This window comes from Variovorax soli (assembly GCF_031454625.1).
GTDB classification, from domain to species: Bacteria; Pseudomonadota; Gammaproteobacteria; order Burkholderiales; family Burkholderiaceae_C; genus Variovorax; species Variovorax soli_A.
This window is the reverse complement of sequence record NZ_JAVDRF010000022.1, coordinates 1-22,029: the sequence shown is the minus strand read 5'-3', so window position 1 is coordinate 22,029 and position 22,029 is coordinate 1. Positions and strand designations below refer to the sequence as shown.

Here is a 22,029-nt window from a genome sequence, read left to right as displayed (position 1 = left end):
GGTGGTCGACAGGGCGAGCGATCCCGCACCGGCGACCGCCATCGCGACGAAATTCCGCCTTGCGACATTCGGTTCGTGAGTCATGTGTTCTCCATTCGAGTGCGTGCTCGATGGGGTGGGCGGTCACGTGTCTGTCTGAGCGTGGCGCGATCTGCACCAGGCATACAGCGCGTCGTACACCACGAGACCGTGCCGCAGCATCTCGTGGTCGTTTGCAAAGGTCTGCGACAACCCCAGCGAAATGGCATAGAGGCCTGCTGATTCCGGTGTCAGATCCAGGCGCGAGGTGTCGGCGCCGCGCACGATGTGGGCCAGGTGCTGCAAAGCGGGATGCTTGAGTTGGTACTTCTCGAGGAAGGCATCGAAGCTGCAGAGCTCGCCCACGTGGCTCATCTCCACGTCGGGGACGTCATAGGGAACAGCGCCGGTTTCGGCCGCCACCTCGCTCACCTGGTCGGCAGGTACGTAGAGAAACTCCGGCACTGGGTCGATGAATCGTGAGATCAGCCAGGGACAGGCGATGCGGTCGATCTTCGGACGTTCGCGGGTGACCCATTTCATGACGGCACTCCTGAAGGAACCGACGGCTGCTCAACGCTCGCCGGTGCCGTCGAACATTCGCGCCGCCGAGCGGCTGCGCACGACGCTCTCGTACACGACCCGCTCGCCATCGAGATATTGCAACTCGTTGCCGCGGCGGGCGACTTGGAAACACACGGGCTCGGTGCGGCTGACCTCAGGCAGGAGGAAGCACAGTTCATCGTGCTGAACCATCCATTGCCCGGGCTTCAGGCGGCCGTTCTGCAGTCGCATCAATCGGCCGTCTGCCAGATAGTGATGTGCCCAATGCCGGTCATCGCTCACGACTTTGCCTTGCAGTACCGAGCGAATTTGTGCGCCGTTCAAAGGCGCAAAGGCGGCTCGCTCGACGGCGAGGCAGGGCAGGATCGCGGCGCCGAGCATCGCCACCAGCAGGCTGAGCCGCCGAATCCCGGAAGCAGGGGTTTTTGTGCCGCTCATGCGTGGACCAATAATGGATGGACGACGAGGCCGATCAAAGCCGCGGCGAGCACGATGACAGGCTCCGGCAGCTTCTTGAAGCGCCAGAGGACGCCGGCCGTGACGAGTGCCAGCGCGGCCGTGACCCAGTCGGTGATCGAGCGCTGTCCGATCACGATCACCGCCCCGGCGATCGCGCCGATGGCTGCGGCCGTCACGCCGTCGACGAAGGCCACGATGGCCGGCAGCTTGCCGTACTTCCTGAAGTAGGGCGCCGGCAGGACGGTGAACAGGTAGCAGGGCACGAAGGTAGCGAGGGCTGCCACCGCGGCGCCCCAGAAGCCTGCCACCAGGTAGCCGATGAAGCCGGTGGTGATGACCACCGGGCCGGGCGTGATCATCGCGACTGCAACGGCGTCGACGAACTGGCGGTCTGTGAGCCACGCGTACTCCTTGACCACCCCTCCATACAGGAAGGGCACGATTGCCAGGCCGCTGCCGAAGACGAAGGTGCCGGCGTAGGCAAAATAAGCGCCGATCTGGCCGAGCTTGTGCCAATCGATCGTGTCCAGCGCGAACCAGGCTGCCGCAGGCGCGGCCACACTGTGGAGGCTCCCGCCGAACTTCGGCGGTGCGCGCCACAGCCATACGAGGACGCCCGCCCCGAGAAACACCCAGACGATCTCGGACTTCGTGATCACCGTCACCGCTGCGCTGGCCAGGAAGATTGCCCACAGCAACCTGTCCTTGCCGATGCTTTTGGTCGTGAGTTTGTAGGCACTCATCGCGATGATGCCAATCACCGCGGCGCCGACGCCATAGAACAGGGCCTGCATCCAGCCGATACCGCCATAGGCAACGTAAGCCGCGCCCAGCGCCACGACCATGAGGAATGACGGCAGAACGAAGGCCAGACCTGCCAAGGTCGCGCCCACGAGGCGGTAGTGCACATAGCCGAGATAAATGGCGAGCTGCGCGGCCAAGGGGCCGGGCATCAGCTGCGCGAGCGCCAAGCCTTCCTTGTAGTCGCCTTCGGAGATCCAGCCGCGGCGCTCGACCAGATCGCGATACATGTAGCCCGCCAGGGCGACCGGACCGCCGAATCCCCAGGTGCCCAGGGCGAGCATGTAGCGCACGACCTGCCAAAGGGAGTACCGCATCGCAGTGGCGCCGGCGGCGTCGGTCGTGGTGGGGTCGGTCATCTTGCGCTGCTCATTCGGACCTTGGAGCGCGCAGCTTCTCGTTGGAAGTGCGCATACATGGAATCCAGCACGTTGCTGATCTCGCCGAGCAGGGCGTCATCGTCAGGGAGGCGCTCCCGCGCGCCGGCGAGTACCGCCTCGAACCCGGCACCCTCGGCAACGGAGCCGGTGCCCATGTCGAGCGAACGCACCATCGCGCCCATGCGCATGAGCGCGCGGTCCTCCTCGAGTCCGAAGCTTGCCATCAGGGTTTCAAAGGTCACGCGTTCCCCGACATGGGTAAAGGCCGCGCCGTCGAAGTCGAAGCCGAGTGCCTTGCGGGGGCAATCGGCAGGCTTCGCCAGCCACTGGAAGCGCGCGGCGGGATCGATGAAGCGACGGATCAGCCACGCGCTGGCCACGCGATCGACCCAGAGCCGCCGGCGCGTGGCCCATAGCCGCCCCTGGTAGTCGGCAATGTCGAGCCGCGGGATCTGGCCGCCAGTCTCGTGCGGTTCATCTGGCGACAGCACGCGGTCGATCCGTCGGTTGAAGTCGATCCATGTGGCCTCGGCCTCGAGACTGGCCTCGCCGGGAAAGAAGTCCGTGGCCACGAGCGCCTCGTAGTCCCGGCGCAGCTTCTTTTGCAGGCGGGCCAGCTCGGCGATGCCCAGGGAGGGCAAGGTCGCCGCTGCCTCCTTCCATGCCGTGACGAGCGCGGCATATTCGGCGCTGCGGTCGAAGAGCGCAAGGTATACGCCTGCATCGCCCGGCTTCGCTGCCGCTACCCGCATGAGCCAAGCGCTGCCGCCCTCTTGGACGCATTCGTCCGCCAGGGCCTGCAAGGCGTCTCGATGCATCGGATTGCCCGGCAGCAGATAGGCGCCGTCACGCAGCGCGGCACAGCCCAGCCCCTTCAGCGCGCGCCAGATCCGCATCCGTGCCGTTGCGCCCTGCGTCGGCAGGGAAACCACCAGCAGTATGGTTGCCCGGCGCATCGGCTTGCTCAATACCATGGTCTTTACTCATCTTCCCGCCAACGTTTGCCTCGTGCTGGCCGCCATCGCGCCCAGCTTGCCGATCGCCTTGGGACTCCTGTTCGTGCGCAGCGCCTTGTCGTCGATGGATGTGCCCACACGCACGGCGTATGTCATGGCCGCGGTCACGCACGCGCGTGTTCGAAGGAAGGCCGATCACGCAATGGCACCCAGCAGGCGCAGCACGCAACGCACGCTGGCCTCGTCGACGGCACCGCGCAGCCGCACGCGCGTGGCACCAACGTCGATCTCGATCACGCCGCTCGAAGGGCGCGGCTCGATGGCCTTGTTAGTCTTGGCCGCGGGCTCCATCTGCACCGTCACCGGCAATAGCGTTGGAGGCGCTGCACCTTCAACCGCTGGAGCTTCCGCGCGCAGGCGAAGCCGGCGCCAGTTGAACAGGAGGTTCGCATTGATGCCATGCTCTTGCGCGATGGCCGCGACCGACGCGCCAGGTTCCAGGCTGCGTTCGACCAATTCCTGCTTGAGCTCTTCGCTGTGCCTGCGCCGGGTGTCCTTGCCCGAAGTGACTCGCTTGTCCATGTGTGCACGTACCGATTAAATGCACACATCCAAGTGTGAGCACGATCAGGCGATCCTGCTCACGCCCGCGTCATCTCGCCAGAGGGCCTTGAGGCCACGCTTACACCAAAGAAGCGTTCAGAGGCGGACCACACTACTCGTTTGCTACGAAACAACCACAAATCTGGCAGTTCATTCGACGAATCGTGCCACAAGGTTGAGCGACCGGTCTTGGCCGAACGCGGCGTTAGCCGTCGATTACGCACCGCCTGGCGACGCAGGGACCAGACCATAGCGGGCCATGACCGAAATCAAGGCCGCTTTGTCAGGCGGTCCTCCAGCGGTAACAACTGCGGCCACGTCTCGAAAGTACTGGGCGCCAATATCAGGCGACTGCACGATGAGGGCTCGCACTTCTGCGTTGAATGGGTTTGAGAACTGGTGCACGCTCCCTCTCGGGCTGTACATGCTCTCCCCAGCAGAGAGGTCTCGAACATCAGCGTCAACGGAATACCGAAGGGTTCCTTTAAGAACGTAGACGCATTCATCGTTATTCGTATGGCTATGTGGGGGCGGAACGTTGGAACTCGGCGGAACCTTGAGCTCGAACATCCCGACGCTGCCGGCGGCGGAGCCGTCCACAAGATAGCGAATGGACAGCTGGCCAACCTTGATGGGTGAGGAATCGGTCATTTTCGAGCCTCCGTCGACGGTGACGGGGCATCATGCCGCAAATTGGGCTCCGGATGGAATGTCCTGTCTTGGCCGTTTGCTGGCGAAGGCATCACTCGCTGGCAAGCAAGGCAGCCATCACCGCTGCGCCGAGTTCTGCATCGGACACCTTGTCGCTCAGTCGGACCTTTGATGCCGGTACAGGTTCGAAATGGCCGGCATCTTTTTGTTTGGTCGCTCCGACAACAACGGTGCCGTCCTTGAGACACGGTGAAACCAATCTGGTGCCGACATATAGCGTCTTCAAGTTCGTCGCGCCGACGACTTCGCAGTGCTTCCCAATGACTTCCTTGCAGGGAATCAACCAAATCTCACGACACCGTGCCCATGCCGCTCGTACTGTCGCTCCAAGCAACCCAGTGTCAACTGTGTCGATGCCATCGAGCCAAGTTGCCCGTTGCGCCCAATCCTCCTGCACACACGCACCAGGGCCAGAGTAAGGGCCAACCAGAAGTCCCTTGGGGTGAAGGTAGACGAAGCCTGTCGGTCTTTGAGTATTTCTTCTTGTACTGGAGGATTGTGACGAACGTCGGTGCTGGCCGCTTGTAGCCGCTAACTGTTGCCTTGGGTTCAACGCCAAACCAGCGAGGTTCGGAGTTCTATGTCCGCGTTTTCGTAGTCGCCCAATCCCTCGTACTCAAAAATCGCGGAGCCTCGCAGCGTCACGGTGGCTTCGTCGCGTGATGAGCCTCCAAAGAGCAGCTCGGAGACGTCAACCGGATGGTGCGCACCTGCTACGTAGAGCGAGCCGTCAATGCAGCCTGGCTCAGGGTTGATTGGGAATCGGAGGTGTGTCCCGCGAAGCGCATCGAACTCGACGCTTGGCAGCCGAACACCTTCTAACCGAACCATCGTCTCGACCATCGCGCCATCAAGTTCGAAGGGTGCCAGTTTACGGTAATGGATGCATCGTGCGCAGGTCCGGACAGGGCCGCCGAAGTGGCGACTAGGCGCTCGGTCGGAAAGGTCTGCATGTGGTGGTCTCAAATTGTGGCTGTAAGGCCAAGGTCGGCTTCTCGCCGAATGTAGCCTCGCGCCAGGCTGGACTCGTAAGAGTAGAAGGGCTACGAGCGCCAAGTGCCTTCACCCGCATGCAGCAGCTCAAAGGTATGCGGATGGACCAAAAAGCCGTACAGTTTTCCTCCCCCCGAGAGCGGCTCTGGTGTCTTGTCGGCTGTGAAGTAGCTGACCACCAAAACTGAATCTGCATCCGCGAGCGCAGCTCGCAGCACGACGCGCTCTTCGTCAGTCAGGCGCGCACGCTCAATGAGGCTTTTTTGAGAGCCGAAGATATCGCTCTTGCAGTACGCGTGAGCCGAAGCCTCTGCCCAAAGCGGGTGTTCCGAGACAACGCTCCTCGCTCTGTCCGCGTCAGATGGGCTCACGTCTTGGCTCATGTCCGCTCCTTCGGTTGAATGTCCGGCCTCCGACGCTCAAATCTCTCGTAGCTGCTCAGCGAGCACAACAAAACTGCTGCTGCCTTCGGTGGACTGGACTCCCCAAGGCCGCGTGGTCGCAGCACGGACTACCAAGCGACCTTCAGAATCAAGCCACTCCGACTCAACTTCGCAAGCGATAACGCCAGGCGCGGGAAGCGACTCAATGTCGATCTCAGCCACGCTCACGACGGGCTCCTTCTCCAAGAAGCGGTGTCTCAGCCCCATCGCGTCGATCAAGAGGCATTCCACGAAGGTCGGATATCCGCTGTCGTCAACCACTCGGTCGATTTCAACGGCGATGGCTTTCATGGGGCGTCATTTTTCCGTGTCGGGGGTAATGGTCGAAGACCGGTTCTGGGCCGAATCCTGCCACATCCGCACCGACGCCAGCGGGCTCTAGGCGGCAGCTCAGGTTAGTCGATGGCTGCAATTCGCCGCCCCCGAGACCCCCAGCCGCCTACTTCACCCATGACAAAGCGACTAAGAAATGCCTTGCCATGCGTGACATCTGGCCGTTCCTGTGTGAATACAACTTACGTACTATTTGGTCTCAATCTGACCCTCGTTCGAATCACATGGACCGCTCATGACCCTATTTGCACGCACCAGAGCTTTGCTTGCTAACGCGAACAAAATGAAGAAAGCAAAAACTCTCCCGCCGGTCGCTTTGGTAGCCCTATTGCAGGCTTGTGGTGGGGGCGGGGGCGGTGGTGGGGGCGCCGATACTGCTGCATCCGCAGCGACGCTAGCCGCTCTTAATCCGATACCCGTACCAGGTCTTACATCCACTCCCATACCCGGCCTCGGAGCAGCCCCCGCTCCCGCGCCCGCGCCAGCCGCCGCGCCTACGCCGGCACCCACAGCGGCCAACAAGGCTGAAGGCGCCTACCGGGGTACTACCAATTCTGCACTGACGTTCTATGGATTGGTCCTTGAGAATGACGAGGGCTGGGTTCTGTACGGGAGGGCGGCAACCGGCGGCGTCCTGTTCGTGCAAGGAGTCATCCACGGCACCAATGGTTCGTCGTCCGATGGCAAGTACACGGCATCCGTGACCGATTACTACGGAACAGGTCAGGTGTACAGGGGCAATGTGTCCGCGACCTACACCCCACGCACGAAGATCAACGGAACGGTATCAACCACTGGGACTACCGCCACTTTTGATGGCGTTGGCATTCCCGTTGAGGTATTCAACTATGACCTGCCAGCGTCTTTGGCCGATGTTGTTGGCAACTGGAATGGGTCAACCGTCCAGGGTGATACTGGCTCCATCGCGATCACTTCGACAGGTGCTTTCTCTGGTTCTTTGAGTGGTTGCAACGTGTCGGGTCAACTGACTCCGCGTATCTCCGGCAAGAATGTATTCGACCTCGCGCTCACCTTTGGTGGTTCCCCCTGCTTACTCCCTGGCCAGAGCGCCAGCGGGATTGCGTTGAAGGCGAACGCTACCGATGGTCGCTCACAGCTCATCGTAGTTGGTGAAACTGCTTCAGGAGCGGGAACTGCGTTCTTCTCGGCGCGTTGACATCCTCCACGCCTCAAAAGGACGAGGATTCCCTCTGCAGAGCGGCCGTGTCCGGCGCAGCTGCCGTGGATTACTTGGCAGCCTCAATCACCAGGCCGCGCTCTGTCCTTAGTGCGAATCCGCGATGGAGAGGCTCTTTCCTCAGAGCGATGAACCCCGAGCCAGGATGTCGCGTGCCGCGCTGATGTCGCGCTCGTGCACAGCCCGGCACCTGGTTGTTCAGGTCCGTCAAATAGGCTGCAACTGGTCGCCCGCTACACCTCCGCGATGTCGAGCACTCCTGGCCAACTTCAACCAGCGCTGAAGCCCCTGGACAGTACCGACGGCGCAAAACTGGAGGGTCGTGACGAACTTCCGCTGTTGGCCGAGGGCCGCCAGCCACAGGTTACGGCTGGAATCTACCAAAGCTGATGGCCGGTGACCACGTGTACTGCCCTGACGTAGGTCGATTCCTTTATCGCCGTGACGTACTCAGGGTTGGCGCGGACACAGCATGTAGCTCTACACGCCTCGGCGTGCAACCTACGATGTTGGAGACCGGCCGTCTACCTCTGGGCGGCGCCCATCATGTCTAGTTCGCGGTTCCCAACTCCGGCCAAACCAGCCGGTATCAACAACGTTGCTACGTTCGCGAGAAGGAGGTAAAGTATCGACATTGACGATACAATGGAGGTCACATGCACGTAATGGTGAAGAAATGGGGCAACAGCGCGTCGGTGCGCATTCCCGCGGCGGTGATGGAGGCTGCGCGGCTGCATTTGGACGAAACCGTAGACGTGCGCGAAGAGGAAGGGCGTATCGTGATCGAGCCTGTACGGCCCGGAAAATTCGAACTCACAAAGTTGTTGGCCCGGATCACCCCGGAGAATTTGCACGGCGAAATCAGCTTCGGTCGCGCTGTAGGCAAAGAGACGTTCTAATGGTTCGCCGCTATGTGCCCGAGGCCGGGGACATTGTGTGGCTGCATTTTGACCCGCAAGCCGGTCACGAGCAGGCCGGGCATCGGCCCGCGTTGGTGCTCAGCCCATCGGCGTACAACGGAAAGACCGGCTTGATGCTTTGCTGCCCTTTGACAACGCAAGTAAAGGGCTATCCGTTCGAGGTCGAGATTGCTGGAGCTCGAGCAGGCGCGGCCTTGGCCGATCAATTGAAGAGCCTTGATTGGGTAGCCCGCAAAGCGAGCCTCAAAGGCAGGGCTTCTGCTGCAGAGCTAGCCGAGGTCAGGGCAAAGGCAATCGTCCTCATCGGCCAGCCTTAGCATTTCCTCAGAGAATCGCGCATTGTTTTCTTGAGGCGGCCAACTAAGGCCAGGCTCCGCTGTCGCGCCGGCCGGGCACAATGAGCTCGGCGTCTGCCCTGGACGCGCGCCGGCAGTGCCTCGGCGGCCTACGCGAAGCCGCTCAAAACCCGAAGGCACCCGTAGCTACGCAAAGTCTGGCGCCAGCTGATTATTGCTAGCGCGCCGACGCTTGCGTGGACAGACCTTCGGCCACATAGCGGATTGCGAGCCGTTCGATCTGCCGTCGGCTCATGCCCGGAACGGTCGTCGGCGCTCGTGGTGCCGCACGCAGCGAGCGCGGCGCACAACGCCACAAGGGCGCGCTGAGCCCCCGGTTAGGGTACGTGTTCCAACGCCGATGGTGCAGCCGTACGAATCGTTGCTTGGCATGCTGTGGAAGTTCGCACGGATGAATCGGCTGCCCGGTCACTTGGCTGTCGAACAGCTGTGCGGCGACCCGGTCGATCCCTACGAGGGCATCGCGCCGGCCCGATGTCGACGTCAGGCGGGTCGCGCGATTGCTGGGCATGGCCCCTTTGCGCAATGTGCCCGACGGCATCGGAACCGCCGCCGCATACGGGGCACCGCGGCTTATGCCATGCGGACGGGCGCGGTGTTGACCTGAGCGGGATGGCGGACAAGCCGCCAGCTGCGCGTGATCAACGACATCCTGCGGACCAAGAGCCTGTTGCTGCGCGCCGGCACTGCTTGGATGCCACGCTGATCGCCGCGGCCGGTTCGACCAAGAACGCTGAATACGCGCGCGAGCGATGCGCGGCGGCCGGCGGCCAGCTTCAAGGGCTGGCTCTGCGTCCAGCCATCACGCATGCGCGCGATCACGCGATCAGGGCATTGAGATCGGTGCGGGTGAACTTCCACTCGAATGGACGCGCGATGCTCTCGAAGTAGCGCTCGAAGTTCGCCAACCGCTGAGCGACCGCCTCCAGGCAAGGGAAGTCGTTCGGGGTCAGCACCTTGCGCTGCACGATCGAGAAGTAGATCTCGATCTGGTTGAGCCAACTGGCGTGGACCGGTGCGTGGACCGGAACCAATCGGGGATGGGCTTGCGTGAGGCGCCGCACAGACGCCTTGCCATGATGCGACGAGCCGTTGTCCATGACCCAGAACACGCGTCTTGCGCTGACGTAGGGCGGCTGGCTCATGACCTGATCGACCAGTCGCTCGAAGGGCGCGATGCCCGTGGTCGCTTCGCAGCGGCCGAACACCTTGGCGCGATGCACGTCCAATGCCGCCCTATACGACCAGGCGCCACCGCGTTCGTACTCGTGCTCCACGCGCATTGACTTGCCCGCTTCGGTCGGCAGGCTCGGATGCATGCGCAGCCGAGCCTGGATACTGGTCTTCTCGTCGGTCGAGATGACGAACTCGTCCTTGCGCAGCGCCTGCCCTTGCCAGCGCCGCTCGTACAGGTCCAGGATGCGACCGGCCTTGGCCTGGAAGTGCGGGTCGCGCGCAAAGATCCAGCAACGGTGCCGCCAAGGGCGAATCGCCTGCGCGCCTCCGTACGGGCCGATTCGTCGCCCTTCTGGAGCAACTCAAACTGCTTCTGATACTCGTCTGACAGGGCTATCCACTTGTTGAATATGTCGTCCATGCGCCTCCCGGCCGACGTCCCACTACCGTGAATATCCGCACTACGTCTGCGATGACAAGTCGGTGGCGTCAAGCTATGAGTGACGCGCCTCGCAGCCGTACCCATAGGCACGGCGGCCCTTCGATATCCGTAATAGCGGACGTCGACATCCTCCTTGGTACCGCAGGCCGCCGTCGAGAAGTGTCCGGCGGAGCGCTCGTCGACAAAGGCCTCACGCACGTCGACGGACCGGATCATCCCGCTCTGCGGAATTTCTCGATCCACGTGTCGACCTCCATCGGAGCGAGCGCCGCGCTCAGCGCAGCAGTACGCTGCCGGTTGCGCGGCAGCACATCTTCCTCATCGAAGCGATCCAGAACCGCCACGGCGCCTTGGAGCATGCGGGTGCGTCCCTCTGTTGATCATGCGCGCGCCGACGCCTACGCGGTGCACGCCTTGAGGCGGCGATCGTCGTTTTGCGCATAGATTTTTCGATTGGAGGTCGTGAGAACTGTGTGTGCTCGACGGCATGTGCGCGCTATGGTTGTGCAATCTGGGGCCCGCGTGGGCCGAGCAAGTCGCCTAGTCTTCGGATCGCATCCCGAACGGCAGGCTCGCGGCAATTGTCGGCGCGTTCGGCGCCCGCATACACCCGCGCGATGTCTGTCAGCAGGGCCGCGCCGTCCGCACCTTGTGCGGTGCCGAATCCAGAGTCCGAGGTCCACTCGGCAAGCGCCGCGAAGGCGGCGAACTCTGCACTGAGTTCCGCCGCCTTGATCTTGAGTCGTGTGTCTTCGACGGCAGCCGCGGGGAAGCCTATGGAACCTGAGGCCTTCTTTACGTAGCGCAGGCCATCTTGCGTCAGCTGGTATCGGACATACATCATTTTACCCGGGCCAATTCTTAGGTCAGATCGCGCATGGGGACTGCCGCCGGGTCCTACGCCCTGTATCGACCCGTGGCTACAACTTCGCCGTATGCGGTTGCCTAGTTTTGCCAACGAGCGATGTCGCTCAGTCAACGAAGGAGACGTCCAGGGCGAATCAATCAGGCCAGAACCCGAGCCAACCAGGAAACCAGCCAGGTCAGCCGGGCCAGCAAGAGCAGAACAACCCAGGTCGGCAGCAGCCAGGCCAGGGCACGCCGTCCACACCTCAGCAGCCCGGGCAAGGGCAGAAGAGCTGATATGGCTTGATCTGATCAACCGTCGCTTACGCACACGGCTCCGTCGCGTTCCCGATCCGGCATTCGCGAACCAATTTGCAATCCGGCACCCGGAGAGATCGGTTCGTCCATGCTGATATGCGTGGATTGGCTACCGACAGTTCATGTATTCGTCGCGGGGCTGCCTGCTTTCTAGGGTTTGCGGTTAGCCACTTGCGTGGCTGGGCAATAGCTCAGCCGAGGATTCCCCTGTGGCCGTGGCTGCGCCGCGTTTCCGATCCGGCCTCAAGAAGGTTGTTCGATAGGCGCCCCTTGGTGATGTGTGCCATGTCATCGCTGGTTCAGGTTGATGCGGCCGCTGGCGGCGTCACCTCGCGCGCAATGGCCCACACGAAGCCCGAGAGCTCGCGCGCGATGGCCACGACGATCTTGTTGTGCGGCACGTGTCTCGCGGCTAAGCGCTTGAAGCGCGCGCACAGCCGCAGCTGCGCCGTCCAGGCGATGTCGGTCACGGCCTTGGGCAGTTCCGACTGGCGTTTGGCGATGTCTGCGCTGACTCGGGCCGGATAGCGGTACAGGTGCGCCACCTCCACCAGCATGCGTCGCGCCGCCGAGTTGCCGGCCTTGGTGATGGCCCCCTGTCGGCGGCGCTGGCCGCTGGAGTCTTCGCTGGGTACCAGGCCCAGGTAGGCCATCAACCGGCGCGGATTGTCGAAGCGGTGGAAGTCCTGGATCTCGGCCACCAGCGTGACCGCGGCAATGAGCTGCACACCGCGCAGCGCCTGCAGCGCGGCCACCACCGGCGCCAGCGACCAATCCGCCAACGCATCGCGCAGCGACTGCTCCAGCCTTGCGATGCGCGCCCCCGACTCGCTCACCGCGTGCAGGTAATCCTGGAAGGCGATCTGCTGCGCGGCGTGCGGCAGCGCCAGGCGGCCCAGCCAGCGCAGATGCGCCGCCGTCCAGGCACTCTTGCCGGCGTACACCACGCCGCTGCGCAGCAGCAGCGCCTTCAGCCGGTGGCGTGCATTGCGCTGCTCGCGCACGGCATCCTCGCGTGCTCGCACCAGGTCGCGCAGCGCTTCGTCCACTGCGTCGGGCACGCGCACCGCACTGAGTTCACCCGCGCGCGCCAGGCGCGCCAGCATCAACGCATCACGGCGGTCGGTCTTCACCAGGTCGCCCGAGCGCTTGGGGATCGACGAGGGCGCCACAACCTCGCAGTGGTAGTCCAGCGCAGCGAGGTGGCGCTGCAGCACGAAGCCGCAGGGGCCCGCTTTGTAGACCACATGTAGGCAATGGCCCCGGCTGACCAGGCGGCGCAGGGCCTTGCTGATGGCAACGACGCCGCCGGCGACCGCGCCCAGATGGCGCACTTCGCCGTCACGGCCGGCCTCGCCCAGGGCGATGTCGATACTGTCCTTGTGGACGTCCAGGCAAACGTAAACGGTGGCCGTGGTGGTAGATTGATTCATGGCCCGTCTCCTTGCACGTTGCACGCTGTCCGCCCCTCGGGGTCCAGCGTTGTGGCTCGGCGCACCTCACGGTGCGCAACCCACGGTAGTCCCGGAGACGGGCCTCCTCAACGGCTCAAGCCATTCTGTCTAGATGGACGGTGCTCCATTCAGGAGCGCTGAAGCAGCCGCCTTTCTGGCGGCTTTTTCATGTGCGCATCGGTCGGTCCCGGTGTCGTGAAACAGGGTGAGCCGTTGCCGGATGATCATGACGGAAGCCTCCTTGGCGCTTCGTCCTTCAAGCCGCGCCTGTGCGCACCTGCACCCTAGCCGCCGGCCGTGCCGCATTCTTCCGAAAACTCGCCCGAGGCGCCATGACTGAATCCAGCACTCCCATTTCCGACGGCCACTCCCTTGAATACCGGGGCTTTCGCTTTGAGCTGCGCGCAGAACCCGCGCGCGGCGGCTATGAACCCATCGTTGTACTTGTTCGCACGCCTGCGGATGAGGAAGAGACGCAACTGCCCAGGGACACGGAAGAGGTCATATATGGCACCGAGGCGGAGGCGATCCGGCACGCTGAACAGCAGTCGATGCGTTGGGTTCACGATCGCACCGGCGACGGGCAAGGGCAGTTCTAAGGGAAAACCGACATGAAGCTCTCGCACCTTGCTTTGCGACCGTGATCGAGGATCCAGACCACGATGGCGACTATCACTGGCTGCTCCTTCAGGCGATAGGGGATGCAGACCGCGTCGAGGAGCATTCGGCTTCCGAGCGCTCGTTTCCGACAGCGCACGAGGCTTTCGAGGCGGGGTCGGTATGCTGGCGAGCGGCCATGAACCGCGAAGACGAGGACGCCGACCCCGTGGGTGGCGGTGTTGACTGATCGTCACTACTAGATCCGCCTCAATGCGAAGGCGCGCTGCGCAAGCAACTGCAGCGCGTAAAGATGAAGATGTTTCAACGCGCGCCTTATCGGCAGCGACGCCGCGCGGAAGCGCCAACCACGGGGGACGCATTTCAAGGCTTCGGGCCACAGGGTGCGCTGTTCCCTAGCGCGACGGCTTCTTTCTCGAATCCCTGGTCGCTGAGTCTGGTAATTTCTGGGTCACCGCTTCTTCACCTGCCCGCAGATTCAAAGATGCGTTCAAGGCGACCGCCAGCGCGGCCTCACCGCTCAAGAGATCACGCCATAGCAACACGACGACAGGTTTCCGCTTTCCCTTGCCGATCAGCCGCAAGCCCTCAGCATCGAGTGAAACTGTGTATGACGCTCCGTCGACGGAAATCTGCCGTCTGAGCTCTTTATCTAGGACAGTAGCCATCGAGAAGACTCCGATTACCCAATGCGCGCATCGTACGCGGTTGACCATTGAGTGCGGCGCTTCCAATCGGTAGAGCTGACCTCGTGCCAAGCTTTTGGGAGGAACGCCGAGGGCACCATGCTGAGAGGCCTCAGCACTTCAGGTCGAAGAATTGCTTGCGGGCTTTGTAGAGATCTACGTCGGCTCGGGCCTGCGCCCCGCCTGATGAGCGATCCACGCGTACATGTGCGCTCGCCGACGGTCCAGCCGGTGTCGGCGCCGCCCGCTGCCGGCGGGCCTTGCTCTTCGGCCCGGGGGTTGATGGGGCCTCGAAATACCGCTTCCGTCTCAAGCGGACGGCGTACCGCGAATCGCAGCGCGTGCGACTGGTACGCGTACTTGTCGGTGACGCAGCTTTTGCCCGGGGTTCGGCTCGATGAAGTACGACAACGTGACCGCTACGGGCTAAGGCCACCGGCGGGCGCAAGCGCAGTGTACTGGCATGCCCTTACTGTGGGCGGGTACTCCGAGCTCACCGCGAAGTCGGAGCCCTTCGCGCACCCACGCGGCGCCGGTGGAAAAGGCGACAAGTTTTGCCAAAGATGACCACAACTTTTGCAAACCAACGTGGGAGCAGCCTATCCACTTTGCGGCGTGTTCAGATTTGCGCGGCCGGCTCTAACATCGTGATGGCATGCAACTCCGCGCAGATGCAGGCGGTGGTCGATCGGTCGGCCCATCGGGTTGGCCGCTCGCGCGGGGCGATGCATCATGGCCAGCGGGAAGCGGAGCCCACCTCGCTAGGCCTGGACGTAATATGGCAGGGCCATCCACGCAGCTCGAGGTCCTGCGCCTCAAAGTGATCAAAATCGTGCACGAAATTGTCGCTAGAGCCGAATGCATCAACGTTGTCCGAGACGCGGCCTCGCCGTTCTTTTGTCCAGGGCGTTCCTGCATTTGTGCCGACCAGGTGATGATCGCTCGTCGCCAACTGGTGTTTGCAGCAAGCCTGATACCGCTTGCATTTCCATTCGCCGGTTCGGCCCAGACGCCTGCCAGGACGTGGCGAGTCGGTTTTCTCGCGGGAGGGTTCCCGCCGACGGACGGTGCGCCACCGCACCCCCTGCGCGACGAGCTTCGAGCGCTCGGCTACACGGAAGGCAAAAACATCAGCTACGAGGGACGCTGGGGCGAGCTTCGCAACGAGCGGTTGACAGCGGCTGCGAATGATCTGATCGGAAACAAGGTGGATGTGATCGTCGCACTCGGGTGGGCTGCCGCGACGGAGCTCAGCAAGGCGACCTCCACGATTCCGGTCGTGTTTCTTAGCGCCGGAGATGCCGTGGAAGCGGGGTTGGTGCTCAGTCTCGCGCATCCGGGCGGCAACCTGACCGGAATCAATGATCCGGCGGCGGTACTCAGCGCAAAGCGCCTGGAGTTGTTGAGGGAACTGGTTCCGTCGGCAAGGCGAGTGGCGGTGCTGTGGAATGCGGCCAACTACGCCATGACCCTGAGATACGAGGAAATCAGGAGGGCCGCGGAGCTTCTGCACATCGAGATCGAGCCGCTAGGGGTTCGTGAGCCCGATGATTTCGACGAGGCGCTGAGCGCGATGAACCGCGAGCGACCCGATGCACTGATGATGGTGACCGACGCACTGACCAATTTGAACCGCCAGCGTGTCATCGACTACTCGGCGGCGCACCGGATCCCCGCCATGTATGAATTCGGCTCGGTGGTCCATGCGGGCGGGTTGATTTCGTATGGAACGGATGACGACGCGAACTTCAGGCTGGCGGCGCGATACGTTGCAAAGGTCCTTCGTGGAGCCAAGCCGGGTGATCTGCCGGTGGAACAACCCAAAGAGTATTTCCTGGTCATCAACTTGAAGACCGCCAAGACACTGGGCCTCGCGGTTCCGCAGAGCCTTTTCTTGCGTGCTGCTGAACTCGTCCAGTAATCGACGGAGGGCAAGGGAGTGCCTGCGCTTGATTGCCGTGATCGAGCCGCTGTACCCCACGAGCGGGCGTGTCGGAGAGCATCCCATTCCTGGGGGTGTGCAGTGCAGCATCCTTGCTCACCGCCTACGCTGCGAGCGGCGCCTGATCCTAAGCGCCGAAGCCCGGATACCACCTCTCGAAAGACGCGCGTAGCTCGTCATTCAGCACCTGCGTGCGGACCTGAAGGAGGGGTCTAGTGGTTTTCAGGAGCACCGCCTGCATTTGCGCGGTGTTCCATGCCATGACGATGTTGGCCAGCAAGCGCCAGGCGTCGGCAACGGCCTGCATCTCGTCGCCACGCCTGGCCTGCGCTGGACTGACCCGCCCGGTGTAGATGGCGCGCTTCAAGGGCGTTGACCGCCTCGCCGCGGTTGAGCACCCGATGCAGTTGGCGGCGGAACGCCGCGTTGACGAAGTAGTCCGCCAGGAAGCCCGTGCGCAACAAAAGAGATCTGCGCGTTGTCGGCAGGGGGCGCGGTAACGGAAGTGGACCTAGCCCGGCGCAGCACCTCCATGCCTTCCGGAACCCTGAAGACGCGCGGCAGGTGCAGCTTTCGCTCCGCCAAGTCACGCAGGCGTGGACACAGGTCAAAGCCCAGCAGCTTGGCGATAGCCATCGCCGGGTTCGTGTACCCATGGGTATCTACCGCCACCAGCGATAGCCGCATGAGGTCCTCGCCGCGGTTGTTTGAATCGACGCCCTCGATGGCAACCCCAGCCTGCCGTTCGTTGAGCACGATGGGCTGGTCGTAGACGATCCCCCATCGGTCGCGCACGTGGGTGTACAGGCCGGTGGCGTACGTGCGCCGGCGCGGATCGACCCGGGCATTCCACAGGTGGCGCGACGCGTCCAGCGACATCATGTCGGCCGATGCCTTGTCACCGTCGCCCCAGAGGGCAGCGATTGGGATCTGGCTCTGGAACTGTGCGACACGTTCATTGGCGCGCCGAAGGCGGCCACTGCCTTCCTCATACAACGCAACGAGCTCATCCGCGGTCTGCGCCCGGTGCCCAAGCAAGGCATCGCTGAAGTTGGTCGCCGCATCCAGTTGCATCAGCAGATCGGGGAACTGGATGTTGCCGATGAGCTTGTATACGGTCTCGCGCGTGCGCACCGGTTCGCTCAACTCGGGGAGGGCGGTGATGGCGGGCAGGCGCAACATGCCGTCGGCGCTGATCTCGATCCTGCCCCGGTCCGGAGCATCACAAACCGCTGCGGTTCCGGTGATCAGGTTGGCCAACAACGGCTCCAGGAACTCCCTCGGCGACTTGGATCCCCAGGAGCTCGACATGCTGTTCACGTTGCGATTCCCATTGGTCCGGCGGAATCAGCATCTGGTCGCGCTCGCGATAGCTCAGCGAATGGTCAATCCAGACGCTGCCGCGACGAAGGCTCTTGCGCAGCGACATCATCGTGCAGGCTTCCAAGGCTCGAAGGCCTGCGCGGGGGTCAAGGTCGTGGACGAGACCGTGCCAGGCGGCACACACTTTAGGAAGCTGCACGCCTTCGGGAAGGTCGGCAGCACTGCCTCCCTGCAATGCCTTCCACGCCTTCCACTGCTCGAATCCAGGGTCGCCTTTGCGCCCCCCGAACGCCAGATCCCTGAGCGATGTCAGGCAGGCATGCACCCGCTGGAAGTCCTGTGCCAGTGCCTTGCGAACTTGCGAAACAAAGCTGCCGGTGGTCGCGCCGCAAAACTCGGCGAGCAACTGCCGAGCCTGCAGGACGCGATCCTGCCAGCTCCTGGCCTCATCATGAAGGATGGCACTGGCCTGCGCCGCTTACCTGAGCAGACCTGTCGTGGCGCGTACGCGACTTGCCTGGGCGCGATCGGCAGCTTCGCGAAACAGTTGCCGGCTGCGTCGACTCGATTGAAGCAGTGCCACGTCGGTGAGTTCAAGAAGCGTGATCCGCAGAACTAAAGCACACCAACTCGATCACCTGGCGCGATGGCTTGATCTCGCGCGTCTTTGCCGGACGTCGCGACTGCCCCTGCCGAGCGTAGGCCTGCTGCTTGGCCAGCGTCACGCCGCTCAGGTTCCAGGTGTCAGCTCCGAGCGCCTTGAGAAAGCGCACCTTCTCAAGCGTTTCAGCCAGGCTTGCCGGTCCGTGTCGCCGTGAGGGCGTCTTCAGCCACTCAAGGTGGGTGGCTTCCGTCTCGGGCCGGATGCAGTAGGCGAGGGCGCTCAGTTGGTGCGCCATCTCTACCGGAGCAGCGGCGTTGACTTGGGCGAGGACGCTCGCCTCGATCGCGGCCAGCGCGTCGCGGGCCCAGTCCTTGAGGCGACGCGGCCCGGTAATCACGATCCGGCGGGTGTACAGCCACTGACAGCCGACCGTACCAGGTCGTCGGGGTGAGTAGCCTCCTGGGCCTGAAGGCGAAGCGCATCGGTCAGCTGGATTTCATCACCTGACAACCCAAGCCGCAAGGCAGCCGGAAAGCCTGCTATCAGATCGGGGGGATGCTCTAACCGGTCAATATTGAACGTTGGTGCGGCGGGCAGCTCAGGCACCGCGATCATGCCTTCAACGGGCAGCCACCGCAGACCGTTGAAGGAGAACCCACGATGAAGTCCCTGCTTGCCTTCCCAGGCCGCCACGGACCGGCGATCTTGCGATCACCTGGAGCAAATATCCATTTCCTCAGCATATTTCACGCAGCGATGCTTGTCGGACTAGGAGTCACCGTCACCGCGTGTCAGCAGAGCTGGCAAACGCCTGAGTGAGATAGCTGCGGCGCAGGGCGACGAGGACAGCCTTGTCGGCGCGATGCGCACCGTCAACTCCGGGGGCACGATCTGGCGCCGGTTGGCCCACCGGTCCAGCACCGCCTGCATCTGCGCCGTGTTCCACGCCATCACGATGTTGGCCAACAAGCTCAGCGCGTCGGCCACCGCCTGCATCTCGTCGGTCCGCCGCGCTTGCGCCGGCGTCTCGCGGCCGGTATAGATCGCGCGCTTGAGCGCGTTCACCGCTTCGCCACGGTTGAGCACGCGTCGCAACTCGCGCCGGAAACCGCCGTTGACGAGGTAGTCGGCCAGGAACGCCGTCCTCAGCAGCTTGCCCGGCTTCGCGCCAGGCTGCGCCAAGGCGTGGCGCGGTGGCCCTGGCTGGAAGGCGCTTGGCGCCGGCGGCGTATCCGGTTCGCAGCTTGTTCAACGCATCGAGCGCTGGATGCTCGCCGGCGGCCTGCCAGGGCAGCCGGCTCACGCCCACCAGCAGCGAGCGCACAGGCGCGATGGCGTCGATCAGACGTTGTCGGATGACCGATGCTCGACTCGGCGGGCGCTGGGCGCGCTTGGCCGCGACGATCTCGAGCAGGCGCGAGCGAAGTTCGGCATCTGGCACAGCGTCATGGGCTGCGAGATCGGATAGCTGCTGCAGCAACTCCTGGTACTGCTGCGCCCAATCCAAGAAGGCGGCAGGCACCGTTGTCATGATGCCCTGGCCGGTCGATGCTTCGAGTTCGACCAGTGCGGCCGCCACCATGGCGCGGATCACTCGGTCGTGCACGATGAGCAGGCGATGGTCGTAGAGCCACTGCCTGGCAAGTACCTAGAGTCGCTCGCGATTGGAGCAGTGCGCGACCTCATCGCGCAAAACCGTCACCAGGCCGCGGCGCTGGTGCTTGGTCATCCATTTGAAGCCCAGGCATTCACAGGCTTGCTGCTGGTGATCGAACAGGGTGCCCCCGCGGGCGTACAGCGCGCGCAGCGACACCAGGTCGGGCGTGGAGATGTCGAACTCTCGGCCAAGGTGGCGAAGCAGGGTAGGGGGCACGGCGCGCACGCTGTTCGGCGGCCGTCCGGTCATGCGGGCGAAACCGATGTGCAGCGCCAAGCCCAGCTTGAGGCTGTCGCTGCGCCGTCGCGCGATAAGTTCGAGTTCGGCGCGGCTGAAACTGAAAAAGGCCTGGAGCTCGAACTCGCTGATCTCGCCCGGCATGTCGCGCAGGCCCAGAGAGGACGTCTGCCAGCCTTGCATTGCCGCGCTCCTTCGCAATTCGGGGGCCCGTGACGATACGCCGCGGCGAAGCGAACAGCAATGCTTGCGAAATCAACAACTTAGCTGAACTGAACCCGCGCCATTGGCGGGGATGCGAACCGTCAGTTTTGACACCGAAAATAAATCAACGCCGTGCCGAAAGAGCGACGAGGCCGGGATCTACTCCCTTCTGCACGATGAGGGACCTAAGCTCTATGGCGCCAGGATCAAGTCGGCGCTCGACAACGAGCTGCGGATCGTCAGCCTGGAGAAAGTGGAGGCGCCTGGTTACTTCAGGAGTGGAATTGCGAGATCCTGACTGCGGAATAGGTGCGCCGGGTCGATTCGATCGTGACGTCACCGCGCGATGCCACCAAGCGAAAGGCACACTTACGTACTACATACAACTAGCTACACTTTGAGCACTTAAGCGCTACTCCAAGGAGGCAGCCATGGCAAACGACCTCAGCGAGCACGACCGATTCGCCGAAGAGCTTGATCTACCCCCTTCTCAACTTGAGGACGCGCTTTGGGACCACCCCCAGGAGGAAGAGCGTGAAAGGAACTCAGGGAGTTGGCGCCGAGATCTGTCTTTCGCTGCCCTGGGGACCGTCGTGGTGCTGATCGCGTTGTGGGTTATGTGGTGAAGACGCGGCGCCGGTCTTGAATGGACGGAGTTCACCTGTCTAGACCCGATCAACAAGGCAGACGCTGGGAAGTGGGCGCGTGATCCTGTCGAGGCCGCCCGAGAGGCCTGGATGTGAGGCGCCGCCTCGGCCGGTTTGCAGTTAGGGCGCGATCGACTATCAATGTCCCAGGGCGTCCAATGCCCGGCGTTGCTCGCGCGGCACTCGCTCGCATCGCACTTCCATGGTGCCGTCAAAGGGAAGAACATCATGCTTTTCATAAGCCATTGGCGCGTTCCTGCCGGCAATCGCAACGCCGTCATCGAGCGCTTCGCGAAGACGGGCGGACAACCCCCGCAGGGCGTCACCACGCTTGGGCGCTGGCACGAGGTCGCAAACGGTACGGGCTTTGCCGTCAGCGAGGCGAACGACGCTTCCGCGATGGCACGCTGGGCTCTCGAATGGACCGACCTGATGGAGATGGACGTACACCCGGCCCTGAACGACGAGCAACTGGGCGCCGTGCTGGCGGGACTGCAACGCAAGTAGCAGGTTCTCAAATTACTCTGCAACAAATTACTCTGCTACCTACCCATCGTTCCACAGTCTTGCGCACCGCAGCGGTGGGGACCGCGACAACCAGGCCGTGACGAACGCCGAGAAGTGGATCGGAACCGAGATGGTCCAACCAGCGGAGGTCCCGCGCGAAGAGTGGGGAGATCCTAGTTGAACCCTGGGTGCCAAAGTGCCCCAGGGGTTCAGAATTGTTGCTATGCAGCACATGCACAACCACGACGATGCTCCTCTGGGCGGCTGGGTTGATAAGTTGAACGAGGGGATGCAACCCGATCGCGTCCCGAAGGACAGCGTCTTGCCCGAGACTGTGCTGCTGATCGAGTTCGTCGGCCTGGTGGTCGCCTTTGGCGGGTCAATCCTGCGCCTGCCAGCCCCATGGGGATGAGGTTCGCAGCGCAGACGGCGGCGGCGCGACACCTGGAAAACAGTGATGGATGGGTGCAGGTGAAATGCTCTTTGGGCGTCACCTTGGTGGATTCGTGGATTCGCAGGGAGAAATCAATTGGTTAGATGGGCGGAGAAGTTTGCCGCAGAGATGCAGCGTCTCACTGAGGGGCGCGCGGCGTTCAACGATATGCTGGACTGGGCCTTGGAGCTATGGCCCGT

The 22,029-nt window shown here is 63.0% G+C and carries 28 protein-coding genes and 4 pseudogenes; 9 read left to right on the top strand and 23 right to left on the bottom strand.

The genetic code is table 11. The annotated features are described in order from the left end of the window. Positions 1 to 123 precede the first annotated feature (123 nt). The 4 genes from J2739_RS27500 to J2739_RS27485 are packed head-to-tail and all read right to left on the bottom strand — an operon-like array spanning position 124 to position 3,196. Positions 124 to 561, bottom strand: coding sequence for a chromate resistance protein ChrB domain-containing protein (locus J2739_RS27500; RefSeq protein ID WP_309907655.1), 438 nt, complete (start codon positions 559 to 561; stop codon positions 124 to 126). Between the two features lie 30 nt (positions 562 to 591). After that, on the bottom strand, positions 592 to 1,020 hold the full coding sequence (locus J2739_RS27495; protein WP_309907653.1) for a hypothetical protein: 429 nt from the start codon (positions 1,018 to 1,020) through the stop codon (positions 592 to 594). Continuing rightward, positions 1,017 to 2,201: a chromate transporter gene (locus J2739_RS27490; RefSeq protein ID WP_309907652.1), complete on the bottom strand. Its 1,185-nt coding sequence runs from the start codon at positions 2,199 to 2,201 to the stop codon at positions 1,017 to 1,019. The genes J2739_RS27495 and J2739_RS27490 overlap by 4 nt, the downstream gene beginning before the upstream one ends. Continuing rightward, complete coding sequence (locus J2739_RS27485) at positions 2,198 to 3,196, bottom strand: chromate resistance protein ChrB domain-containing protein (protein WP_309907650.1); 999 nt, start codon at positions 3,194 to 3,196, stop codon at positions 2,198 to 2,200. The genes J2739_RS27490 and J2739_RS27485 overlap by 4 nt, the downstream gene beginning before the upstream one ends. Between J2739_RS27485 and J2739_RS27480 the strand changes: the two are divergent. Beyond that, positions 3,162 to 3,347 (top strand): annotated as a pseudogene (locus J2739_RS27480) (MFS transporter); the annotation flags it as partial. The gene J2739_RS27485 and the pseudogene J2739_RS27480 overlap by 35 nt on opposite strands. A gap of 26 nt (positions 3,348 to 3,373) precedes the next feature. Here J2739_RS27480 and tnpA read toward each other — a convergent pair. The 5 genes from tnpA to J2739_RS27455 form a co-directional block, all read right to left on the bottom strand. After that, positions 3,374 to 3,760, bottom strand: a complete 387-nt coding sequence (tnpA, locus tag J2739_RS27475) for an IS66-like element accessory protein TnpA (protein ID WP_309907648.1) — start codon at positions 3,758 to 3,760, stop codon at positions 3,374 to 3,376. Positions 3,761 to 3,997: 237 nt separating this feature from the next. After that, positions 3,998 to 4,432 (bottom strand): cupin domain-containing protein, encoded by a 435-nt coding sequence (locus tag J2739_RS27470; RefSeq protein ID WP_309907646.1) that lies wholly within the window; start codon positions 4,430 to 4,432, stop codon positions 3,998 to 4,000. Between the two features lie 91 nt (positions 4,433 to 4,523). Further along, positions 4,524 to 4,718, bottom strand: a complete 195-nt coding sequence (locus J2739_RS27465) for a hypothetical protein (RefSeq protein ID WP_309907645.1) — start codon at positions 4,716 to 4,718, stop codon at positions 4,524 to 4,526. A gap of 817 nt (positions 4,719 to 5,535) precedes the next feature. Beyond that, positions 5,536 to 5,868, bottom strand: a complete 333-nt coding sequence (locus tag J2739_RS27460) for a hypothetical protein (RefSeq protein WP_309907643.1) — start codon at positions 5,866 to 5,868, stop codon at positions 5,536 to 5,538. 36 nt (positions 5,869 to 5,904) lie between these two features. Then, entirely contained in the window at positions 5,905 to 6,219 is a 315-nt protein-coding gene (locus J2739_RS27455; RefSeq protein ID WP_309907641.1) for a hypothetical protein, read from the bottom strand. Positions 6,220 to 6,901: 682 nt separating this feature from the next. On the opposite strand from J2739_RS27455, the gene J2739_RS27450 reads away from it, so the two are divergent. The 3 genes from J2739_RS27450 (at position 6,902) to mazF (ending at position 8,696) form a co-directional block, all read left to right on the top strand. Then, entirely contained in the window at positions 6,902 to 7,438 is a 537-nt protein-coding gene (locus J2739_RS27450; protein ID WP_309907639.1) for a hypothetical protein, read from the top strand. A gap of 677 nt (positions 7,439 to 8,115) precedes the next feature. Then, positions 8,116 to 8,358 carry an AbrB/MazE/SpoVT family DNA-binding domain-containing protein gene (locus J2739_RS27445; protein WP_309907637.1) on the top strand — a complete coding sequence of 81 codons (243 nt, stop codon included), beginning with the start codon at positions 8,116 to 8,118 and terminating at the stop codon, positions 8,356 to 8,358. Then, positions 8,358 to 8,696: an endoribonuclease MazF gene (gene mazF / locus J2739_RS27440; protein ID WP_309907635.1), complete on the top strand. Its 339-nt coding sequence runs from the start codon at positions 8,358 to 8,360 to the stop codon at positions 8,694 to 8,696. The genes J2739_RS27445 and mazF overlap by 1 nt, the downstream gene beginning before the upstream one ends. A 612-nt stretch (positions 8,697 to 9,308) precedes the next feature. On the opposite strand, the gene J2739_RS27435 is transcribed toward mazF, so the two are convergent. The 5 genes from J2739_RS27435 to J2739_RS27415 form a co-directional block, all read right to left on the bottom strand. Continuing rightward, a complete protein-coding gene (locus J2739_RS27435) occupies positions 9,309 to 9,515 on the bottom strand; it encodes a hypothetical protein (RefSeq protein WP_309907633.1) in 207 nt (68 codons plus the stop codon). 38 nt (positions 9,516 to 9,553) lie between these two features. Next, entirely contained in the window at positions 9,554 to 10,054 is a 501-nt protein-coding gene (locus J2739_RS27430; protein WP_405053978.1) for a transposase, read from the bottom strand. Positions 10,055 to 10,565: 511 nt separating this feature from the next. Beyond that, entirely contained in the window at positions 10,566 to 10,712 is a 147-nt protein-coding gene (locus tag J2739_RS27425; RefSeq protein ID WP_309907631.1) for a hypothetical protein, read from the bottom strand. A 137-nt stretch (positions 10,713 to 10,849) separates the two neighbouring features. After that, positions 10,850 to 11,197, bottom strand: a complete 348-nt coding sequence (locus tag J2739_RS27420) for a hypothetical protein (protein WP_309907629.1) — start codon at positions 11,195 to 11,197, stop codon at positions 10,850 to 10,852. A 619-nt stretch (positions 11,198 to 11,816) separates the two neighbouring features. Next, positions 11,817 to 12,950, bottom strand: coding sequence for an IS110 family RNA-guided transposase (locus J2739_RS27415; protein ID WP_309907627.1), 1,134 nt, complete (start codon positions 12,948 to 12,950; stop codon positions 11,817 to 11,819). 353 nt (positions 12,951 to 13,303) lie between these two features. Here J2739_RS27415 and J2739_RS27410 point away from each other — a divergent pair, with 353 nt between their 5' ends. Beyond that, entirely contained in the window at positions 13,304 to 13,570 is a 267-nt protein-coding gene (locus J2739_RS27410; RefSeq protein WP_309907625.1) for a hypothetical protein, read from the top strand. 414 nt (positions 13,571 to 13,984) lie between these two features. Here the strand turns inward: J2739_RS27410 and J2739_RS27405 are convergent, their stop codons facing one another. Further along, complete coding sequence (locus J2739_RS27405) at positions 13,985 to 14,257, bottom strand: hypothetical protein (protein ID WP_309907623.1); 273 nt, start codon at positions 14,255 to 14,257, stop codon at positions 13,985 to 13,987. A 796-nt stretch (positions 14,258 to 15,053) separates the two neighbouring features. Between J2739_RS27405 and J2739_RS27400 the strand changes: the two genes are divergently transcribed. Beyond that, positions 15,054 to 16,196, top strand: coding sequence for an ABC transporter substrate-binding protein (locus J2739_RS27400; RefSeq protein WP_309907621.1), 1,143 nt, complete (start codon positions 15,054 to 15,056; stop codon positions 16,194 to 16,196). 148 nt (positions 16,197 to 16,344) lie between these two features. On the opposite strand, the gene J2739_RS27395 is transcribed toward J2739_RS27400, so the two are convergent. The 8 genes and pseudogenes from J2739_RS27395 to J2739_RS27970 form a co-directional block, all read right to left on the bottom strand. Beyond that, positions 16,345 to 16,584 (bottom strand): Tn3 family transposase, encoded by a 240-nt coding sequence (locus tag J2739_RS27395; RefSeq protein ID WP_309907619.1) that lies wholly within the window; start codon positions 16,582 to 16,584, stop codon positions 16,345 to 16,347. 46 nt (positions 16,585 to 16,630) lie between these two features. Further along, positions 16,631 to 16,873: pseudogene (locus J2739_RS27390) on the bottom strand (hypothetical protein); the annotation flags it as partial. After that, positions 16,767 to 17,291 (bottom strand): annotated as a pseudogene (locus J2739_RS27385) (Tn3 family transposase); the annotation flags it as partial. The pseudogenes J2739_RS27385 and J2739_RS27390, both read right to left, overlap by 107 nt. Before the next feature lie 148 nt (positions 17,292 to 17,439). Then, positions 17,440 to 17,946 (bottom strand): hypothetical protein, encoded by a 507-nt coding sequence (locus J2739_RS27380; protein ID WP_309907617.1) that lies wholly within the window; start codon positions 17,944 to 17,946, stop codon positions 17,440 to 17,442. 187 nt (positions 17,947 to 18,133) lie between these two features. After that, positions 18,134 to 18,541 carry a hypothetical protein gene (locus J2739_RS27375; protein WP_309907615.1) on the bottom strand — a complete coding sequence of 136 codons (408 nt, stop codon included), beginning with the start codon at positions 18,539 to 18,541 and terminating at the stop codon, positions 18,134 to 18,136. After that, on the bottom strand, positions 18,538 to 18,837 hold the full coding sequence (locus J2739_RS27370) for a hypothetical protein (protein ID WP_309907613.1): 300 nt from the start codon (positions 18,835 to 18,837) through the stop codon (positions 18,538 to 18,540). The genes J2739_RS27375 and J2739_RS27370 overlap by 4 nt, the downstream gene beginning before the upstream one ends. Positions 18,838 to 18,912: 75 nt before the next feature. Continuing rightward, a pseudogene (locus tag J2739_RS27975) lies at positions 18,913 to 19,305 on the bottom strand (Tn3 family transposase); the annotation flags it as partial. Between the two features lie 487 nt (positions 19,306 to 19,792). Further along, positions 19,793 to 20,221, bottom strand: coding sequence for a DUF4158 domain-containing protein (locus J2739_RS27970; protein ID WP_405053977.1), 429 nt, complete (start codon positions 20,219 to 20,221; stop codon positions 19,793 to 19,795). A 452-nt stretch (positions 20,222 to 20,673) separates the two neighbouring features. Between J2739_RS27970 and J2739_RS27360 the strand changes: the two genes are divergently transcribed. From J2739_RS27360 to J2739_RS27350, 3 genes are all read left to right on the top strand, one after another. Beyond that, the gene (locus tag J2739_RS27360) at positions 20,674 to 20,868 is read left to right on the top strand and encodes a hypothetical protein (protein ID WP_309907611.1); all 195 of its coding nucleotides are present in this window, start codon (positions 20,674 to 20,676) and stop codon (positions 20,866 to 20,868) included. Between the two features lie 249 nt (positions 20,869 to 21,117). Continuing rightward, positions 21,118 to 21,396, top strand: a complete 279-nt coding sequence (locus J2739_RS27355; RefSeq protein WP_309907610.1) for a DUF3303 domain-containing protein — start codon at positions 21,118 to 21,120, stop codon at positions 21,394 to 21,396. Positions 21,397 to 21,619: 223 nt separating this feature from the next. Beyond that, positions 21,620 to 21,808 (top strand): hypothetical protein, encoded by a 189-nt coding sequence (locus J2739_RS27350; protein WP_309907608.1) that lies wholly within the window; start codon positions 21,620 to 21,622, stop codon positions 21,806 to 21,808. Positions 21,809 to 22,029: the final 221 nt, after the last annotated feature.

Bases quoted from the DNA above. Each gene is read 5' to 3' on its own strand.
- J2739_RS27500 (WP_309907655.1), bottom strand. From the start codon at position 561: ATGAAATGGGTCACCCGCGAACGTCCGAAGATCGACCGCATCGCCTGT.
- J2739_RS27495 (WP_309907653.1), bottom strand. From the start codon at position 1,020: ATGAGCGGCACAAAAACCCCTGCTTCCGGGATTCGGCGGCTCAGCCTG.
- J2739_RS27490 (WP_309907652.1), bottom strand. From the start codon at position 2,201: ATGACCGACCCCACCACGACCGACGCCGCCGGCGCCACTGCGATGCGG.
- J2739_RS27485 (WP_309907650.1), bottom strand. From the start codon at position 3,196: ATGGTATTGAGCAAGCCGATGCGCCGGGCAACCATACTGCTGGTGGTT.
- tnpA (WP_309907648.1), bottom strand. From the start codon at position 3,760: ATGGACAAGCGAGTCACTTCGGGCAAGGACACCCGGCGCAGGCACAGC.
- J2739_RS27470 (WP_309907646.1), bottom strand. From the start codon at position 4,432: ATGACCGATTCCTCACCCATCAAGGTTGGCCAGCTGTCCATTCGCTAT.
- J2739_RS27460 (WP_309907643.1), bottom strand. From the start codon at position 5,868: ATGAGCCAAGACGTGAGCCCATCTGACGCGGACAGAGCGAGGAGCGTT.
- J2739_RS27455 (WP_309907641.1), bottom strand. From the start codon at position 6,219: ATGAAAGCCATCGCCGTTGAAATCGACCGAGTGGTTGACGACAGCGGA.
- J2739_RS27445 (WP_309907637.1), top strand. From the start codon at position 8,116: ATGCACGTAATGGTGAAGAAATGGGGCAACAGCGCGTCGGTGCGCATT.
- mazF (WP_309907635.1), top strand. From the start codon at position 8,358: ATGGTTCGCCGCTATGTGCCCGAGGCCGGGGACATTGTGTGGCTGCAT.
- J2739_RS27430 (WP_405053978.1), bottom strand. From the start codon at position 10,054: ATGCATCCGAGCCTGCCGACCGAAGCGGGCAAGTCAATGCGCGTGGAG.
- J2739_RS27425 (WP_309907631.1), bottom strand. From the start codon at position 10,712: ATGCTCCAAGGCGCCGTGGCGGTTCTGGATCGCTTCGATGAGGAAGAT.
- J2739_RS27420 (WP_309907629.1), bottom strand. From the start codon at position 11,197: ATGATGTATGTCCGATACCAGCTGACGCAAGATGGCCTGCGCTACGTA.
- J2739_RS27415 (WP_309907627.1), bottom strand. From the start codon at position 12,950: ATGAATCAATCTACCACCACGGCCACCGTTTACGTTTGCCTGGACGTC.
- J2739_RS27410 (WP_309907625.1), top strand. From the start codon at position 13,304: ATGACTGAATCCAGCACTCCCATTTCCGACGGCCACTCCCTTGAATAC.
- J2739_RS27405 (WP_309907623.1), bottom strand. From the start codon at position 14,257: ATGGCTACTGTCCTAGATAAAGAGCTCAGACGGCAGATTTCCGTCGAC.
- J2739_RS27400 (WP_309907621.1), top strand. From the start codon at position 15,054: ATGGCAGGGCCATCCACGCAGCTCGAGGTCCTGCGCCTCAAAGTGATC.
- J2739_RS27970 (WP_405053977.1), bottom strand. From the start codon at position 20,221: ATGCAAGGCTGGCAGACGTCCTCTCTGGGCCTGCGCGACATGCCGGGC.
- J2739_RS27360 (WP_309907611.1), top strand. From the start codon at position 20,674: ATGGCAAACGACCTCAGCGAGCACGACCGATTCGCCGAAGAGCTTGAT.
- J2739_RS27355 (WP_309907610.1), top strand. From the start codon at position 21,118: ATGCTTTTCATAAGCCATTGGCGCGTTCCTGCCGGCAATCGCAACGCC.
- J2739_RS27350 (WP_309907608.1), top strand. From the start codon at position 21,620: ATGCAGCACATGCACAACCACGACGATGCTCCTCTGGGCGGCTGGGTT.